17 protein-coding genes are annotated in these 15,675 nt (G+C 63.0%); 3 read left to right on the plus strand and 14 right to left on the minus strand.

Features of this window, described 5'->3' with window-relative positions:
• Positions 1–53 precede the first annotated feature (53 nt).
• From D4Q51_RS15785 to D4Q51_RS12955, 3 genes are all read right to left on the minus strand, one after another.
• On the minus strand, positions 54–800 hold the full coding sequence (locus D4Q51_RS15785) for a hypothetical protein (RefSeq protein ID WP_162925327.1): 747 nt from the start codon (positions 798–800) through the stop codon (positions 54–56).
• Positions 797–1,348, minus strand: a complete 552-nt coding sequence (locus tag D4Q51_RS12950; RefSeq protein ID WP_120078180.1) for a hypothetical protein — start codon at positions 1,346–1,348, stop codon at positions 797–799. Before D4Q51_RS12950 ends, D4Q51_RS15785 begins: the two co-directional genes overlap by 4 nt.
• Positions 1,349–1,619: 271 nt before the next feature.
• On the minus strand, positions 1,620–1,844 hold the full coding sequence (locus tag D4Q51_RS12955) for a hypothetical protein (protein WP_120078181.1): 225 nt from the start codon (positions 1,842–1,844) through the stop codon (positions 1,620–1,622).
• A gap of 188 nt (positions 1,845–2,032) precedes the next feature.
• On the opposite strand from D4Q51_RS12955, the gene D4Q51_RS15880 reads away from it, so the two are divergent.
• The gene (locus D4Q51_RS15880) at positions 2,033–3,115 is read left to right on the plus strand and encodes a hypothetical protein (protein WP_205689498.1); all 1,083 of its coding nucleotides are present in this window, start codon (positions 2,033–2,035) and stop codon (positions 3,113–3,115) included.
• 4 nt (positions 3,116–3,119) lie between these two features.
• On the opposite strand, the gene D4Q51_RS12965 is transcribed toward D4Q51_RS15880, so the two are convergent.
• From D4Q51_RS12965 to D4Q51_RS12990, 6 genes are all read right to left on the minus strand, one after another.
• The gene (locus D4Q51_RS12965; RefSeq protein WP_170146357.1) at positions 3,120–3,701 is read right to left on the minus strand and encodes a septal ring lytic transglycosylase RlpA family protein; all 582 of its coding nucleotides are present in this window, start codon (positions 3,699–3,701) and stop codon (positions 3,120–3,122) included.
• Between the two features lie 778 nt (positions 3,702–4,479).
• Positions 4,480–5,694, minus strand: a complete 1,215-nt coding sequence (locus D4Q51_RS12970) for an argininosuccinate synthase (protein WP_120078182.1) — start codon at positions 5,692–5,694, stop codon at positions 4,480–4,482.
• A 64-nt stretch (positions 5,695–5,758) separates the two neighbouring features.
• Positions 5,759–6,316 (minus strand): hypothetical protein, encoded by a 558-nt coding sequence (locus D4Q51_RS12975; RefSeq protein WP_240624733.1) that lies wholly within the window; start codon positions 6,314–6,316, stop codon positions 5,759–5,761.
• Entirely contained in the window at positions 6,313–7,662 is a 1,350-nt protein-coding gene (locus tag D4Q51_RS12980) for an MATE family efflux transporter (RefSeq protein ID WP_240624735.1), read from the minus strand. The genes D4Q51_RS12975 and D4Q51_RS12980 overlap by 4 nt, the downstream gene beginning before the upstream one ends.
• A gap of 3 nt (positions 7,663–7,665) precedes the next feature.
• Positions 7,666–8,913, minus strand: coding sequence for an SAM-dependent methyltransferase (locus D4Q51_RS12985; protein ID WP_120078183.1), 1,248 nt, complete (start codon positions 8,911–8,913; stop codon positions 7,666–7,668).
• Between the two features lie 16 nt (positions 8,914–8,929).
• Positions 8,930–10,225 carry an SAM-dependent methyltransferase gene (locus D4Q51_RS12990; RefSeq protein WP_240624736.1) on the minus strand — a complete coding sequence of 432 codons (1,296 nt, stop codon included), beginning with the start codon at positions 10,223–10,225 and terminating at the stop codon, positions 8,930–8,932.
• A 108-nt stretch (positions 10,226–10,333) separates the two neighbouring features.
• Here D4Q51_RS12990 and D4Q51_RS12995 point away from each other — a divergent pair, with 108 nt between their 5' ends.
• Positions 10,334–10,774 carry a DUF1801 domain-containing protein gene (locus D4Q51_RS12995; protein ID WP_120078189.1) on the plus strand — a complete coding sequence of 147 codons (441 nt, stop codon included), beginning with the start codon at positions 10,334–10,336 and terminating at the stop codon, positions 10,772–10,774.
• On the opposite strand, the gene D4Q51_RS13000 is transcribed toward D4Q51_RS12995, so the two are convergent.
• Genes D4Q51_RS13000 through D4Q51_RS13010 form a run of 3 tightly spaced genes read right to left on the minus strand, consistent with a single transcriptional unit; the run spans position 10,775 to position 12,947 of the window.
• Positions 10,775–11,515, minus strand: coding sequence for a molybdopterin-dependent oxidoreductase (locus D4Q51_RS13000; RefSeq protein ID WP_120078193.1), 741 nt, complete (start codon positions 11,513–11,515; stop codon positions 10,775–10,777).
• The gene (locus tag D4Q51_RS13005) at positions 11,512–12,189 is read right to left on the minus strand and encodes a cytochrome b/b6 domain-containing protein (RefSeq protein ID WP_120078195.1); all 678 of its coding nucleotides are present in this window, start codon (positions 12,187–12,189) and stop codon (positions 11,512–11,514) included. Before D4Q51_RS13005 ends, D4Q51_RS13000 begins: the two co-directional genes overlap by 4 nt.
• Positions 12,186–12,947, minus strand: coding sequence for an SDR family oxidoreductase (locus tag D4Q51_RS13010; RefSeq protein WP_120078197.1), 762 nt, complete (start codon positions 12,945–12,947; stop codon positions 12,186–12,188). The genes D4Q51_RS13005 and D4Q51_RS13010 overlap by 4 nt, the downstream gene beginning before the upstream one ends.
• 99 nt (positions 12,948–13,046) lie before the next feature.
• On the opposite strand from D4Q51_RS13010, the gene D4Q51_RS13015 reads away from it, so the two are divergent.
• Positions 13,047–14,288, plus strand: coding sequence for a PQQ-dependent sugar dehydrogenase (locus D4Q51_RS13015; protein WP_120078199.1), 1,242 nt, complete (start codon positions 13,047–13,049; stop codon positions 14,286–14,288).
• 7 nt (positions 14,289–14,295) lie between these two features.
• Here the strand turns inward: D4Q51_RS13015 and D4Q51_RS13020 are convergent, their stop codons facing one another.
• Together D4Q51_RS13020 and D4Q51_RS13025 are read right to left on the minus strand one after the other, a co-directional pair.
• Entirely contained in the window at positions 14,296–15,009 is a 714-nt protein-coding gene (locus tag D4Q51_RS13020; RefSeq protein ID WP_120078751.1) for a COG3904 family protein, read from the minus strand.
• Positions 15,006–15,614 carry a hypothetical protein gene (locus D4Q51_RS13025; RefSeq protein WP_120078752.1) on the minus strand — a complete coding sequence of 203 codons (609 nt, stop codon included), beginning with the start codon at positions 15,612–15,614 and terminating at the stop codon, positions 15,006–15,008. Before D4Q51_RS13025 ends, D4Q51_RS13020 begins: the two co-directional genes overlap by 4 nt.
• Positions 15,615–15,675: the final 61 nt, after the last annotated feature.

The raw sequence follows: 15,675 nt of genomic DNA on the forward strand, positions 1-15,675 counted from the left end.
GGTGTCGGATGGTCGGGATTAGCTGATGCAGACGAGTTGGAAACTCCTCTGCATCAGCGTTCTAATAATTCCCGAACTTTAGACGCTGCTTTCGGTGTCGTATGAATTTTCGAATGGTCAGATGCTTCTATCAGTCGTGCTTTGTGCAATCCTCGAAGGACCTTGCGAAGATAGCTCGCATTGCTCGTTTCAGTCCAATCTACGAGGTTCTCCACTGAGCAATTTCCAGCCGATGCCGTCAGTAGGAGAATTTCATCTTCCAATTTAAGTCCGTCCTTTAGTACCCGACGGATTGAGCCATTAGACCAAACTACAGGCGTTCGAATCTCTGATACTTGCCTGACCGCTTCCTGAGCCTCTTCAGTTGACGTATCATGAAAAATACGAATTAGTTCAGCCAAGACCCAGCTTGATGCTGTCAGCGCATAAGTAGCATCCATCTCATTAGAATTGACTTCGCCGCCAACATGCCCGCTGTCCCTGTTATTCCTGATCTCATACAATGCGGGTAGGATGCGTGCCGCAAGTAGGCGCAGACCTCTTTCTAGGGAAGTCTCTTTCTCCAAGGCACGGCACTTCCCATCAAAAGGGTTGGGTTTTGTGCCTTGAGGTGGGTAACTTCCATCTGCGCGTCCGCGAATGACAGTATAAGCGACTTCGCAAAAACGACCTGCGGAGAGTTCCGAAGGCCCCCACCGACCCTCGTAGTAGTTTGTTACAATATGCTGATATTCCATCAGCAATTCTTCGCGAAGTGTATCGGGTAGGCCAGCAAAAAGAGTTTCCGTGGAAAAGCTCAAGAGGCTCCCTCCAGTTCCTTTGCAAGGTCTTGAGCAGCCTTCCTCCCAGGAACGGTAAGCTTCAATGTGAAGTTGGGGCTACCCTTTCCTCCGCTCACGATCACCAGCTTCTTTTGGCTCTTCATCTGAGTCGCGAAATTCGTCTGATCATAAACGCCGTGCGACTTACACGCCTCGCGGATTTCTTCATTCGGAACAATTTCTTCACCAAGTTTGAGCTTAGCGAACAGATAAAGTAGACAAAGCGACTTCGCTTTAGATGCTTGTGTGTTTCCCGGTAGATCTGCGATAACTGAGACCTTCCCCTCGGTAACATCAAAGACGCTCCCAAACTCTTCCAAGTTCGCGGATGCTTTTGGTGCCGGTTCGGGGTCCATATTAGTAGCACGAGCCTGCGTGGCGGACGAGTGTTGCGGGGCATCCGGCTTAGCGAACGTCTTCCCGGACATCAACGAATCGTACTTTCCAATCACGGACTCGACAAAATCTCTATCACCTGTAGCCTTCAAAAGTCCTCTGGACGCATCAATCTCAATCGTGTATTCCATTTCCTGTCACCTTCTCAGAGTATTAGACGGCAATTAAAGGGCGCCGTCATATAGCAGTTAAGGTCAAGTCAACTAGAATAGCAGTAGAAAGTGTTTCTCGCTAGTCGTCGGCGGTTTCATTGTGGAAAAGCTGTTCTGCGAGGTCCTCCATCACGAGGTTTCCCACGCCCGCCTCCCCGCATTCGCCCGTGCGTCGCCGGCCAATCAGCCGCAGCATAATCTCACGCCGCCGAAACAGGCTGCGTTTTGTAGGCCGGTCTCATTTTTGGCTTTAGCTCCCCATCCCGCACCCACCCTCCGGCACCTCCCGCCCCATCGTCCAGTTCCCCTGCATCCGCACCTTGGGGTTGGGCGCGCACCAGATTTCTCCGTTCTCGTCCAGAGCCGTCACCCAGATCAGGTGGTGTTCGGGGCCGTAGTCGATCACCGCGACGGCGTAGCCCTTGCCCTTGTCGATGATCGTCACAGGCAGGGGCGGGTTGAGTTGGGTGAGCATGGGGCGGGTCCGGTCTGTACAGGGGTTGCAGTCGTCAGGGGTGCAGGGTCGCAACGCGCCGTCGGCGTGCATGGGCGCAAGGTTGCTTTTTGCTAAGCGGGGCGGGTGACGGGGAGGCGTGTTGACGCTTTCCTACTGGACCGGCGCTGTGGCTCCCTCTCGCGGTCCTGACACATACGGAGCCGCTCATGTCTCGCCACACGCCCATCGACCGTTTCACCCTTCCCAAAGACATTCCCGACCTCGCGCCCAACCTCGCACCGGGCGAAATTCCCTCGCCCACGGATGCCTGCTGGAGCCAGCCTAGCGGCGGCGATCCTCTAGATGATGCGCCCGTTCCCACGAACACGCCCGCAACCACCCCCTCACGCCCGAAAACGTCCGCGCCGGACGGGGAGGCGGCGCGGGGCTATGTGATGCGCTCTGCCGCGGGGCGCGGGTGGGCGCCGGAGGGGGAGATGCGCGAGCCTGTCACCATGGTGGAGGGGTTGCCGTGCACGGCGGAGGACTTGCGGCTGCGGGAGGCGGGGGAGGCCCTTCGACAGGCTCAGGGTGAGCGGGCGCGAGCTGCCCGCGCCCAATCCCGGCCCGGACCTGTGCCGCTGCTCACCCCGGCTAGGCAGGCGGCGTTTTGCTCGGCGCTGGCGGAGCATGGCAACGTGCGGCTCGCGTGCCGGGCGGTGCAGGTCTCTCCGCAGACGGCCTATCGCGCGCGGCGGGCCTCATACGCCTTCCGCCAGTGCTGGGATGCGGCGCTGGTGCTGGCGCGTGACCATGCCGAGCAGGTGCTGGCCGACCGCGCGCTGAACGGGGTGGAGGAAAAGGTCTTCTACCACGGGGAGGAGGTCGCCACGCGCACCCGCTATTCCGACCGCCTGCTGCTCGCCCACCTGGCGCGGCTCGACAAGCGGGCCGAGGAGCGGGAGGTGTGCGACGATTGCCGCGCGCCGCTGATGGCGGAGGAGCACTTCGACGAGGCGGTGGAGGCGCTTGAAGGGGGCGAGGGGGAGGGTCCGGAATTTGCTTCAGGACAGTGTTCCATGTGTTCCACATTCGCCGCCGACGAGGCCGCGCAAGATGGGCCGCCGGTGCCATTGGAGCAGCGCCTCGCCGCGATGCAGGCCGCGTTGCCGCCCGATGCCCAGGCGCAAAGCGGCATGACCGAAGCGCAGTGGCGCTGGGCGGAACCGGAGCGGCTCTGCGCTTATGAGGCTGGGGAGGGCGATTGGTGGCTGGCGCGCCCGGAAGAGGTGAGCGCGGCGGAGGACTAGGTGCTCAGTTGTCGAGCAGTTCCAACTCCACCCGGCCATGGCCGCTGCGCACGATGCCGATCTCCTCTGCCGCGGCGCGCGACAGGTCGATATCGCGGCCCCGCACGAACGGTCCGCGATCGTTGACGCGCACGATGACGGAGGCACCGTTGCGCGTGTTCGTCACCCGCACGCGGCTGCCGAAAGGCAGCGTCTTGTGGGCGGCGGTGAAGTCATGCATGTCGAACGCCTCGCCACTGGCCGTGGGCCGACCGTGGAAGCGGCGACCGTAGTAGCTGGCGATGCCGGGGCCGATGGGGGTGGCTGCGGGTTCGGGAGGCTCGATGGTGGTGATGTCCACCGCGTGATCGGGCAGGGCAGGCTGCGCCGGGATGTCGAACCGGGCGAAAGCGGTTTCGAACTGCGCTTCCTCACTGGGCTGGAATGCAGGCTGGTCCGGCTTGGCAACGGGCGCGAGATCGGCGCTCAGCGGCGCGGTCGCAGGCGCGTCCTGCGCAAGGCCCATGCCTCCGCCGCCCAGCAGGGCAAGTGCGGCAATCGGTGCCAGCCAGCGCCCGAAGGCGCGATGGGGATTCGTCCCGTCCATGGCAGGGAGACATACCGCAAGAGGGTTACGCCACCGAGTCCGGGAGCGGGGAATGGCCGTGCGGTCGGGGCGATCCGTCGCGAAATGAGGCGAAAATGCGACGAACCGAAGTGGCTGCAGGGAACGCGGACTGTCCCGGAACGAAAAATGGGGTCGGTATTGCTACCGACCCCACTCTCACCGGCGGTGGGTTCCTTGAAGGAACGCTTATCGCCTGGCGTGTCTCCGTCTGTTCCGCCCCCTTTCGGGTTTGGCCATCAGGATATGTCGCCCGGCGCTCGCGCCGGTGCCGGACCGGTGCCTTGAAAAGTCAGGGGGCCTGAGGCCGGTCCCGACAGGTCTGGCTGCCTGTCCGCAACCGGGGCTGTTACTCTGGTGTCTCGAGCGGCTCGTGTTGCAGCAAGCTGCGCCTCGATCCACCGACACCGGGGTTCATTGCTCCGGCTGTCCGATGATAGATCGTCGCGGTCTCAACAGTCCGGGATGGTGTCGCCCGAAGGCTCCGCTTTCCCTTTCCTACTCCGCAATGATGCTGTCATCGCGTCGAGATCGCTTCGGTTTCCGTCTTCCTGTCTCGGCAGGCGATCCAGGGAGGCGATCCGTTCTCGCTCTCGATGAATTGAGAATGCGCTGGAGGGCCGAGTCGGGCAAGGGCGCGAGCGTCGACTTATCCACTTCTCGGCGAAATGCCAGTGGACAAGGGTGGATAAGTCAACGGCTCGGCGCGACACGTGAAAATTTCTCGCTGATGCAGCAAAAAAGTCACGGTTTTGGCGGCTTAACGGTCCCGCTGGGCGAGAAGGCGCAGGCGCAGAGCGTTCAGCTTGATGAAGCCAGCCGCGTCGGCCTGGTCGTAGGCACCGGCATCGTCCTCGAAGGTGACGTGCGCTTCGGAGTAGAGCGAATTGGGCGACTTACGGCCCACGACGCTGGCAAGACCCTTGTAGAGCTTCAGGCGGACGGTGCCGTTCACCTTCTCCTGGCTCAGGTCGATCGCGGCCTGCAGCATCTCGCGCTCCGGGCTGAACCAGAAGCCGTTGTAGATGAGCTCTGCATACTTCGGCATAAGCTCGTCCTTGAGGTGGGCGGCGCCGCGATCAAGCGTGATCTGCTCGATCCCGCGGTGGGCACGCGCGTAGATCTCGCCGCCGGGCGTCTCGTACATGCCGCGCGACTTCATGCCCACGAAGCGGTTCTCGACAAGGTCGAGCCGGCCGATGCCGTGCTTGCGGCCAAGATCGTTGAGCGCGGCGAGCAGAGTTGCAGGGCTCATCGCCTCGCCATTCAGGGCAACGCCGTCACCCTTCTCGAAGTCGATGGTGATGTATTCGGGCGTATCCGGCGCATCTTCCGGATGGTCGGTGCGCGAATAGACGTAGTCGGGTGTCTCTTCCCACGGGTCTTCCAGCACCTTGCCTTCGGACGAGGTGTGCAGGAGGTTCGCGTCGGTGGAGAAGGGGCTTTCGCCGCGCTTGTCCTTCGGCACGGCGATCTGGTGCGCTTCCGCCCAGGCGATCAGCGCGGTGCGGCTGTTGAGGTCCCACTCCCGCCAGGGGGCGATCACCTTGATGTTGGGATCGAGCGCATAGGCCGACAGCTCGAAACGCACCTGGTCATTGCCCTTGCCGGTCGCGCCGTGGGCGATGGCATCGGCGCCGGTCTCGTGCGCGATCTCGACAAGGCGCTTGGAGATCAGCGGGCGCGCGATGGAGGTGCCGAGAAGGTAGTCGCCTTCGTAGCGGGCGTTGGCGCGCATCATCGGGAAGACGTAGTCGCGTACGAATTCCTCGCGCACGTCCTCGATGAAGATGTGCTTGTCGGGAATGCCCATGGCGCGGGCCTTGGCGCGGGCGGGTTCGATTTCCTCTCCCTGGCCGAGGTCGGCGGTAAAGGTCACGACTTCGAGGCCGCGCTCGCTCTCAAGCCACTTGGCGATGACGCTGGTATCAAGGCCGCCGGAATAGGCGAGGACGACGCGTTTGATGTCAGACATGAAAGAATCCCGTTCACACAAATTGGCGCGGCGGCGGTTAGCAGCGCAATTCGCTTACGGCAAACTAGGGAATCTCTCTGGCGGCCAACTGGGGGTTCTTGCGGCTGATATAGTTCAGCCAGGCCTTCGGACGGCGCAGGTAGTCTTCCGGCACGTCCGCCTCCAGCCCGACGACGCGGGCTAGGGCGGCCACGAAGTGGATGCAGTTGTTTTCGTCGAGGTCGTAATAGTCGCCGGGATAGTCGCGCCACGCGAGGACGGTCGCGAGCAGGCGGCGGTACTGCTGGTCGCTCACCGTCACCGTGAAATGGCGGTTGGTGGCGGCAATGGTCCGCTCCGTCTCGGTCATGATCATGTGCTCGGCGGGGCCGGAGGAGATCGCCTGCGAGGTGTAGCGGGCGGAGAAGCCATAATTGGCATCGACCCTCGTGCCGTCGTCCAGCTCACCCTTCAGCACCACGAAGGTGTGTGGATAGCGGCCCCAGAGCACGGATCCGTTGAAAGAATGGAAAGAGACCTGCACGTCGGCCTGTGCCGGAGTGGCAAGACCCATGGCGGCGACGGCCAGCAGCACGGCGGCGACCATGCGGGCAGTAGAGCGTGAAAGCAGCTGGGGGATCATGCGGATTTCGGGGCCTCTGTCTGGCGGATGTCCTTGAGCAGGGCGGGGAAATACAGTGCGAGGCCGCCTGCGCGCAAGAGATAGCTGGCCGTCATGGCGATCCATGCGCCGGTGTTATCGAAGGGACGCAGCAGCAGGTCCAGCGCGATGTAGAGCACCGTTGCAGCCACGCCCGCATTGCGCAGCGCCCGTCCGCGCGTGGTGCCGATGAACACGCCGTCCATCATGTAGCTCGGCATCCCAATCAGTGGGATCAGCGCGGCAAAGGGCAGGTAGGCGCGGGCTACTTCGCGCACCTCGGCGTCCGTCGTGAGGAAATCGATAAGCGGTCCGCCGAGAACGAAGAACGCCAGCGCCAGCAATGCGCCGCTCAGCAGGGAGAACTCGCCTGTGAGCCGGACTGCGCGCATGAAGCGGTCGCGATCCCTTTTGCCATAGGCGCTGCCGACGCGCTCCTCCGCGGTGAATGCGAAGGCGTCGAGAATGAAGGCAGCAAAACTGACGAATTGCAGCAGCACGTGGTTAGCCGCCAGGGTGGCTGCGCCGAGGCGCGCGCCGGCATTGGCGAACCACGTGAAGAGGATAAGCAGCGCGACCGTGCGGATCATGATGTCGCGGTTCACGGCGAACAGCTTTCCCAGCCGCGCACGGTCGGTGAGCAGCGAGCGCGGCGTGCGCGCAACCAGCGCAAGGATGTTGGCTCCCGCCACGCGGCCCACGATCAGCAAGCCGAGTAGCAGCGCGATCCCTTCCGCGCAGGCCGTGCCGAGCCCGACCCCGTAGGCACCCAGGCCCATGCCCCACACGAACCCAATATCGAGGGCGATGTTGGCGACATTCATCGCTATCTGGAGCGCCAGCGCCTCCCGCGTGCGGCCAAGGCCCAGCAGCCAGCCGTTGATGGCATAGACGGCGAGGGCCGCAGGCGCGCCGAGGAAGCGGCCCTGCATGTAGCCGCTGGCCTCCGCATCGACGGCAGGCGTCCCGGACATGATAGCCAGTGCCGCCTCGCGGACGGGCCAGCTGATCGCCAGCAGGACGAAGCCGAGCCCCAGTCCGATGGCGAGAGCGCGGAGCAGCAGCGCCTCGACTTCCGCCCGGTCGCCCGAGCCTTGGGCCTGTGCGGTCAGCCCGGTCATCCCCATGCGCAGGAAGCCGAAGGTCCAGAACACCAGCGTGATGATCGTCGCGCCCAGCGCCACGCCGGCGAGCGCGGTCGCATCGCCGGTCCGTCCGATCACGGCGGTATCGACGATCCCGACGAGCGGCACCGATGCCTGTCCGAGCATGATCGGCCAGGCCTGCGCGAACACCGCGCGCCGGGTAAGGGGAGACGTTGCGGTCAAGACCTAGCTGGAAAGCAGCTTGCGCTCTGCTTGTTCCATGTAATCGCGCGTCAGCGGCAGGGCATAGCGGTTGCGGCTGTACTGCACTTGGAAGTTGCACAGGCCGCCCCATTCGAACGTGGAAGTCGCGGCGGCGAGGTAGAAGGTCCACATGCGGAAGAACCGCTCGTCGAACATGGCCAAGATCTCATCGCGATGTTCCATGCAGCGGGCATACCATTCGCGCAGCGTCTTCGCGTAATGCACGCGCAGCACTTCCACGTCGGTCGCCATCAGGCGGACCTTCTGGCTCGCTTCCATCATCTGGCTGAGCGAGGGGATGTAGCCGCCGGGGAAGATGTACTTGCGCGTGAACGCCTCCGCCGCCACCGGGCTGCCGAAGCGGCCGATGGTATGGAGAAGCATCACCCCGTCGCCGCTCAACATCTTCGCGCAGTCGCGATAGAACGTCTCGTACTGCGGCACGCCGACATGTTCGAACATGCCGACGGACACGATGCGATCGTAGGTCTCACCGCGCGCGGCGAGGTCGCGGTAGTCAACCAGCTCGAAGGTTACGCGGTCCGATACACCTGCGGCCTCGGCCCGTTCGCGGGCGAGGGCGAGCTGCTCTTCGCTGAGCGTGATGCCGGTGACTTTCACATCCGCACGGCTGGCGAGGAAGATCGCCATGCCGCCCCAGCCGCAGCCTATGTCGAGCACGTGGTTGCCCGGCTCCAGCATCAGCTTGGCCGCGATATGGGCGAGCTTCGCTTCCTGCGCCTCGCCCAGCGTCATCCCTTCTTGCGGCCAGTAGGCGCATGAATACTGCATGTGCTCTTCATCGAGCATCAGCTTGTAGAGGTCGTTGCCGATATCGTAGTGGTGCGCGACATTATCCTTCGATTTGAAGGGATTGTTGACGCTGTCCCTGATGTAGGCGAGCCGTTTCAAGACCTTGCGATGCGGCGCCATCCGGCCGAAGCCGCCCTTCGCCTCCCACGGAGCGTTGCGACGCGCGAGTTCGATCAGTTCCATGATCCCGCCGCGCTCTATGATGATGCGCCCGTCCATGTAGGCCTCGCCCACGCCCAGCTTGGTATCGAGCGCGATGTCACGGATCACCTTGCCGTCCGCCAGGCGGATTGCGACGTCCGGGTAATCCGGATGTGGCGTACCGTAGGTGGAAGTGCGCCCGTCGTGCAGGGTGAGCTTCAGCGTGCCACACGTGATGGCCTTGCCGATCAGCCGGTCAATCAGGGTCTGGCTCATTCGGGTCCTCTCCGCTCTATTCCGCAGCTTCCTTCAGCACCGGATCGAGATGCCAGCGCGGCGGTTCCTCGAGGTCGCGCAGCCGTGCGCTTTCTTCGTAGACGTAATCGCCTGTCATCGGGATCGCGTCGCGCTCCTTCACGTACTGAATCTGCCAGTTTACCAGCGTGCCATGGCGGAAGCTCTGTTCCGCGCCTGCGAGATAGAACTGCCACATGCGGAAGAATTCCTCGTCGTAGAGTTCGACCAGTTCTTCGCGGTGCATGGTGGTGCGGTTGTACCATTCCTCCAGCGTGTGGCTGTAGTGGAAGCGCATGGCCTCCACATCCATGATCTGCCAGCCGGCCTTCTCGCTTTCGGTCACCAGCTCTGAAAGGGCGGGGATGTAGCCGCCGGGGAAGATGTATTTGCGCGTCCACGCGTCGGTGAAGCCGGGAGGGCCCGCACGGCCGCAGCAGTGGCTGAACATCACGCCCTTGGGCGCCAGCAGCTCGTGCGTCTTCTTCATGAACTGCGGGTAGTGCGGGGTGCCGACATGCTCCAGCAGGCCGACCGAGCTGATCCGGTCGAACGTGCCCTCTACATCGCGGTAGTCCATCAGCGCGAACTTCACCTTGTCGGAAACGCCCGCTTCCTTGGCCCGCTCCTTGCAGAAGGCGATCTGGTCGGGCGCGAGGGCAACGCCCAGCACTTCCGCGCCGTAATGCTTGTTGAGATAGAGCGCGAGGCCACCCCAGCCGCAGCCGATGTCCAGCACGCGCAGGGGCCGGTCCATCTCGCGCGCCTGCTGCATGTACATCTTGGCGGCGATGTGCGCCTTCTTGTCGAGCTGCGCCTTCTCCAGCGAGTTCGACGTGTCGCGGTAGTAACCCATGGTGTACTGCCGGTCCTCGTCGAGGAACAGCTCGTAAAGCCGCCGCGTCAGGTTGTAGGTGTGCTCGGCGTTCTTGCGTGCCTTGGTCTTCAGGTTGACGCTGTCGATCCTCGCCGCAGTCTTCTGTGCCAGCCGTTTCAGCGTGCCCTGCGGTTGCAGCGCCTTGTCTCCGTGCACTTTCGCCTGGCTAGTGACGTAGAGGACCATATCGCGAATGTCGTGCGGCCCCTCCACTTCCAGCCAGCCCCACATGTAGGCCTCGCCCGCGCCGACCTGGGGATAGCGGGCGATGTGGCTGCTCGCCTTCTTGTCGGTGAGGCGCACCCTGATCGCCTCGCCATATTCGCCGTTCACGTCACCGCCCGGACCGTATTCGTAAACCTTGCCGTCGTAGTCAGTGATCACGAGCTTGCCCGCCCGGATCAGTTTATTCAGCATTTTGTCGAGCAGCCACATAGGCTCGGCGTCCCCCGGATTATTGATTTGGCCCGGCAGGGTTTGCGGACCGATTGGCCATGTGTCAATTCTGCGGTATGTTTCGCTTCGATGAGCGAGAACAAGACCCTGCCCACCGCTGCCAGCGTCGAGGCTTTCATCGACAGTGTGGATCATGCGCGCAAGCGCGAGGAGGCCCGTGAACTGGATGCGATGTTCCGCAGGGTGACGGGAGAGGAGCCCGTCATGTGGGGCCCCTCGATCATCGGGTATGGCGAATATCACTACAAGTACGAGAGCGGGCGAGAGGGCGACATGTGCCGCACCGGCTTCAGCCCGCGCAAGGCGAAGCACTCGATCTACCTGATGGGCTGCTACTGCAATGCCGAAGCGCGCGCGAAGAACGATACCCTGCTGGAGAACCTGGGGAAGCACTCGCGCGGGGCGAGCTGCCTCTACATCAACAAGCTGGCCGACGTGGACATGGGCGTGCTGGAGGAACTGGTGCGCCTCAACTGGCAGACGATGAACGAGGCCTATCCGCCCGCCTGATCAGATCCCGGCATACCACTGGTAGCCGCGGTCTTCCCAGTATCCGCCATTGCCGCCCTCGATATCGTCGAGGCTGGCTACCGCGTCGATGCCGGTCAGGTACTTGGCGTGCTTGTAACCAAGCTGCCGCTCGATGCGCAGGCGCAGGGGAGCGCCGTTGCGGACGGGAAGGGACTCGCCGTTCAATTCGTGTGCAATGATGGTCTGCGGGTGGAAGGCATCGTCCATGTCGCAGCTCTCGTAATAGTCGGAGCCATTGAGATTGTCGGCGCAGCGAAAGACGATGTAGTTCGCCTCCGGCTGAACGCCTGCCGCTTCAAGGATCTGCGAGAGTTGCGGGCCGGTCCATTCGCCGATTGCGCTCCATCCTTCGACACAGTCGTGGCGGGTGATCTGCGTGCGCTGGGGGAGGGCGCGGATATCGTCCATCGACAGCACGCCGGGATTGTTAACCAACCCACCGACCGCAAGTCGCCAGTTGGCAAAGCCCTCCGCTTCCGCAGCACGGTAGGCATCGGTATCGACCGTCAGGCTGCCGTTGCCGCGGAAATAGGGCGACAGATCGGCGCGCGTGTATTCGGGCGCCATGGGAATACGGCCTCCTCCCAGCGCACGGTGAAGCCCACGGTGCCAGCCCTGTGCGCCGTCCACCACCTTGCCGAACCAATCTGACTTGCCGATCTCGTTGCACCCGGCAAGGAAGGCACCAAGACCCGCGACGAGAAAATTGCGACGCTTCATGGTTCTCTCCCTCCGGTAATCATGTCCCTGATCTGCTTGATCGGACCGGAAGCCAGAACCAACAGCACGTGCACCACGAAAAATGCAAACAGGCCCCATGCGGCGAGGAAATGGATGGATCGCGCGCTCTGTCGCCCGCCAAACACCTCGGTAAGCCAGGGCCAGGCGGCTTCCATGCCGGGGCTCATCACCATGCCGGTGAAGATCATCAGCGGGATCAGCACCAGGATCACGCTGGCGTAGGCGATCTTTTGCAGGATGTTGTACTTGCCTTCGCCGTGGTCGAAATTGAATTTCAGGTGCTCGCGAATGTCACGCCAGATGTTGGAGGGCTTCCATTCTCTGGCGCGGGCGAAGATGTCGCGCTTCAGGTGACCGTTGACGAGAGCCAGAACTAGGAATGCGAGCAGCGAAAAGCCGAAGACGAGGCTGAATACCACGTGCCAGTCACGCGCAGCGGCGAGGCTATAGTAATCGGGGATCGTCGCCCAGCCGGGGAAACGCGGAACTTCCAGCCACGCCTGTTCCGGGGCAAAGCCCGAATCGCCCCAGTAAAGGCGGCGGTGAGCGTTCGAGATATTAAGCCCGCTCATAAACAGCACGATCACGCTGATTACGTTGATCCAGTGCCAAAGGCGCGTGGACAGGGCATGGCGTTTCTTCGGTTTGGTCATTCCCCGTTCCCTTCACGCTCCAGGTATATCACGTCCCGCGGCTGGTTCAGCAGGTGCTGGCCCGAATCGACATAGATCGCTTGCCCGCTGGTCAGCGGACCCTCGGCCAGGAACAGCGCGGCATCGGCCACTTCGCTGGCGGCGGTATGCCGTTCCAGCAGGTTCAGCCGGTGGGAGCGCTGGGCTTCCTCGCTGCTCTGGTCGTGGCTCGGCAGGATAGCTCCGGGGGCCAGCGTGTACACCCTGTCACGCCCGTCGTGCACCATTGCCATCATCCGCGCGGCGATATCTGCGGCGGACTTGCTCATCGTGTAGCTGAAAAAATCGGGATTGAGGTTGGACAGTTTCTGGTCCGTCACCTGTATGACGCGGCGACCGGCTTGGCTGCGCGCATTCGCGAAATAGGCTTGCGCGAGCAGGGCGGGCGAGGCGGCGTTGATGCGCATCGCCTTGCGGTTCGTCTCGATATCGAGCGCGTCCACGTCGTCGGGTTCGAAGATCGACGCCGAGTTGATCAGACAGCGCCAGTCTTCCAGCTTTTCCGCCAGTTTGCGCACCATCGCGGTTGCTGCGTCGAGATCGACGAGGTCGCACTGCACAACCTCCGCGCTGTCCAGTCCTCTCGCTAGCTTATCCGCCGCGTCGCGCGACGTGTTGCAGTGGATGACGACGTGCCAGCCAGCTGCGGCAAAGCCGTGACACATCGCAGCACCCACACGTTTTGCGCCACCAGTGACAAGGACGGACTTGCGTGTCATCGAAAAATGGACAAAGTCAATGCGGAAGGGGTCGCCATGACCCTACGATAGTGACGGGCCACGGCGACACAACCGGGCTTTTGGTTTGGGGAGAGGAAAATGATCTGGCGCTTTGGCTTCACCGCAGGTGTCGCGGCACTGGCATTGGCGTCGGGAACGGCATCCGCGCAGGACGAACCCGCTCCCGCGAGGCCGATGTTCCAGGGCGCGGACCTTGGCGCTGGGCCCTGGGACTTCCACACCGAGCACGGGCCGATCCACCTCGAACTGGTCGCCGGGCTGGAGCGGCCATGGGGGATTGCCTTCCTGCCCGAAGGCGGAATGCTGGTGACGGAACGCGTCGGAAGGCTGCGTCATATCGACGCGGATGGCACCCTCGATCCGCAGCCGATCGGCGGACTTCCGGCGATGTACACCTTCGGCATTGCCGGATTGAAGGGCATCGCGCTGCACCCGGATTTCGAGCGCAACCGATTGGTTTACATGGCCTATTCCAAGGTCGATCCGGATGACGAGCAGGTTTCCACTCTCGCTGTCATGCGCGGCCGCTGGGCCCCCGGTTCCCAGGAATTGACCGATGTGGAGGACATCTTCGTGGCGGATACCTGGTATGGCGCGCAGCCCTTGCCGGAGCGGTGCTGCGGGCAGGGGCCCGCCTTCGGTTCCTACGGCGGGCGGCTGCTGTTCGATCCCGACGGCTACCTGTTCGTGACCAGCGGCGACCGCAACTGGGGTGAGCAGGTGCAGGACCCGGCCTCTCACTATGGCAAGATATTCCGAATGACCGACGAGGGCGATGTTCCACCGGGCAACCCATGGGTCGGCATGGAAGGGCACGAGCCGCTGACCTGGTCCACAGGCCATCGCAACCCTCTCGGTCTCGCCTACAACAGCGCCACGGGCGAATTGTGGGAGAGCGAGTTCGGCCCCCGCGGCGGGGACGAAGTCAATCGCATCCTGCGCGGCGGAAACTACGGCTGGATCACCGTCACACAAGGTATGCATTACGATGGACAGCAGGCCGAAGGCATTCGCAACGTCGAGGGCATGATCGACCCGGTGCTGGTCTACGGTCCGCCAAGCTTCAATCCCGGCAACCTGATGTTCTACACCGGCGGCCTGCTGGAGGACTGGCAGGGTGACATGCTGCTGGGCAGCTTCACGCAAGGCCTGCTGCGCTACGACACTGATAATACGGGTATGCCGATCGGGGAACCGGAACGGCTATTGCAGGAGATGGGCCAGCGCTGGCGCGACGTGCAGCAGGCGCCCGATGGCAGTATCTACCTTCTCACAGATCAGGTGGAGGGCGCGGTCCTGCGATTGACCCCCGGCGACTAGACCAGCCTCAGCCGCCCACATTCATGACGTTGTATTCGAGCACTTCCTCGTCGCTCAGGCAGTAGCGGGTGCTGGGATCGGCATCGGTGCCGACCGCCTGAACCTGGTACATGACCTCGGTCAGCAACAGGCGGCTGATACCCATGCGGATCAGGAAGTCGTTGTCCTCGCTGGCCAGCAGGGCGGAGCTTTGCTCAATTGCGCCGATAAGCTCCGTGGTCGCCTCGGTGCCGTCCAGCACGCTTTCATTGATGACCGAGCGGTCGCCTGTGTGCGTGAACATGTGCACCATGAAGATGCCGCCGGGGTCCACGTGACGGATGCTGCCACCCATGAAGACAAAATTGCAGGCGGAGAAGCAGGCCCAGCCGCTGGGAATGCGCGTGACCATGCCGGGGTATGACCGGATGATACGGCCCGCCTCATTACCCGCGCGCGCGTCTCCCCCGCGAGATCTTATCCAGATTTCGCCGATCATGGGATCGGCCTCGATGGCTTCGCGAAGGCGATCGGGGAAGCCTGTGTCCACTATGCCTTCAGCCACCAGCACGTTCATGTCCTCGCCTTCGCGCGTCGACAGTTGCATCGACCCGGCAGGGCCCCAGTCCGGCTCGGCCGGGCAGGTGGGATTGGCCGGGTCCATCGCCGATTGCGCCGCGCCTTGCGCAGACAGCGAGACCAGCGCGCCGATTGCCAGCAATGTGCGAGGGAGCCGCCTCATGCGGCGATGGCGTAGCGCGGCGAGGGCGGGCGGCGACACATGCGCTTGTCGGCGCGGGTCTCTTCACCCGAAACGATGATCACGTCGGAAACGACGATGCAGTCGAGGCCTTGCCCCGGCCTCTCGTCGCGGGACGTAACGGTGGAACGGCCCGAGACGCCGTCGCGCGTTTCCGATACCCAGGCCGATGTCGCGCCGACTTCCGCGCCGCTACCGTCTTCGGTGCCTCGTGTTGCAGCCATGGTCGCCTCTGCGGCCTGGCGCTGTTCTTCCGGGTCGAGACGGCAGGCGATGGCGCCGGTCAACTGGTCGGAAAACTCCGCAACCGGCAGGTAGGACGATACGCCTGCGCGGTTCGCCACGTCGCGACTCGCCCGCCCGAGAATGCCGCCAAGGATTGCGCGCCCGACCGATGGGCTGGAATCCTGCTCACACTCTTCCTGCGTCTGCGGTTCGCCTTCCTCCTCGTCCTGGTTTTCCGCAGCGTTGCGGGCATCATTGATGACACGGCCAATCCCGCCGAACTGGGCGCTCGCCGGCGCGGCAAGGGAAGCCAGCGCAAAGGGCGCGAGGACGATACCTGCGATGCGAATGAGCTTTTTCATGTCGACTGCCCCCGCAGTTGCCTGAGGCATGAGCCGGATTATCCGGCAAACCTCCACACTT

The sequence above is a fragment of the Aurantiacibacter odishensis genome (genome assembly GCF_003605195.1).
GTDB lineage: Bacteria > Pseudomonadota > Alphaproteobacteria > Sphingomonadales > Sphingomonadaceae > Alteraurantiacibacter > Alteraurantiacibacter odishensis.

What these genes read in the sequence shown, in the direction of transcription:
- D4Q51_RS12985 (WP_120078183.1), bottom strand. Translation starts at nt 8,913, where the DNA reads ATGAGCCAGACCCTGATTGACCGGCTGATCGGCAAGGCCATCACGTGT.
- D4Q51_RS12955 (WP_120078181.1), bottom strand. Translation starts at nt 1,844, where the DNA reads ATGCTCACCCAACTCAACCCGCCCCTGCCTGTGACGATCATCGACAAG.
- D4Q51_RS13005 (WP_120078195.1), bottom strand. Translation starts at nt 12,189, where the DNA reads ATGACCAAACCGAAGAAACGCCATGCCCTGTCCACGCGCCTTTGGCAC.
- D4Q51_RS15880 (WP_205689498.1), top strand. Translation starts at nt 2,033, where the DNA reads ATGTCTCGCCACACGCCCATCGACCGTTTCACCCTTCCCAAAGACATT.
- D4Q51_RS12990 (WP_240624736.1), bottom strand. Translation starts at nt 10,225, where the DNA reads ATGCTGAATAAACTGATCCGGGCGGGCAAGCTCGTGATCACTGACTAC.
- D4Q51_RS12970 (WP_120078182.1), bottom strand. Translation starts at nt 5,694, where the DNA reads ATGTCTGACATCAAACGCGTCGTCCTCGCCTATTCCGGCGGCCTTGAT.
- D4Q51_RS13025 (WP_120078752.1), bottom strand. Translation starts at nt 15,614, where the DNA reads ATGAAAAAGCTCATTCGCATCGCAGGTATCGTCCTCGCGCCCTTTGCG.
- D4Q51_RS13010 (WP_120078197.1), bottom strand. Translation starts at nt 12,947, where the DNA reads ATGACACGCAAGTCCGTCCTTGTCACTGGTGGCGCAAAACGTGTGGGT.
- D4Q51_RS12995 (WP_120078189.1), top strand. Translation starts at nt 10,334, where the DNA reads ATGAGCGAGAACAAGACCCTGCCCACCGCTGCCAGCGTCGAGGCTTTC.
- D4Q51_RS12965 (WP_170146357.1), bottom strand. Translation starts at nt 3,701, where the DNA reads ATGGACGGGACGAATCCCCATCGCGCCTTCGGGCGCTGGCTGGCACCG.
- D4Q51_RS12950 (WP_120078180.1), bottom strand. Translation starts at nt 1,348, where the DNA reads ATGGAATACACGATTGAGATTGATGCGTCCAGAGGACTTTTGAAGGCT.
- D4Q51_RS13015 (WP_120078199.1), top strand. Translation starts at nt 13,047, where the DNA reads ATGATCTGGCGCTTTGGCTTCACCGCAGGTGTCGCGGCACTGGCATTG.
- D4Q51_RS13000 (WP_120078193.1), bottom strand. Translation starts at nt 11,515, where the DNA reads ATGAAGCGTCGCAATTTTCTCGTCGCGGGTCTTGGTGCCTTCCTTGCC.
- D4Q51_RS12975 (WP_240624733.1), bottom strand. Translation starts at nt 6,316, where the DNA reads ATGATCCCCCAGCTGCTTTCACGCTCTACTGCCCGCATGGTCGCCGCC.
- D4Q51_RS13020 (WP_120078751.1), bottom strand. Translation starts at nt 15,009, where the DNA reads ATGAGGCGGCTCCCTCGCACATTGCTGGCAATCGGCGCGCTGGTCTCG.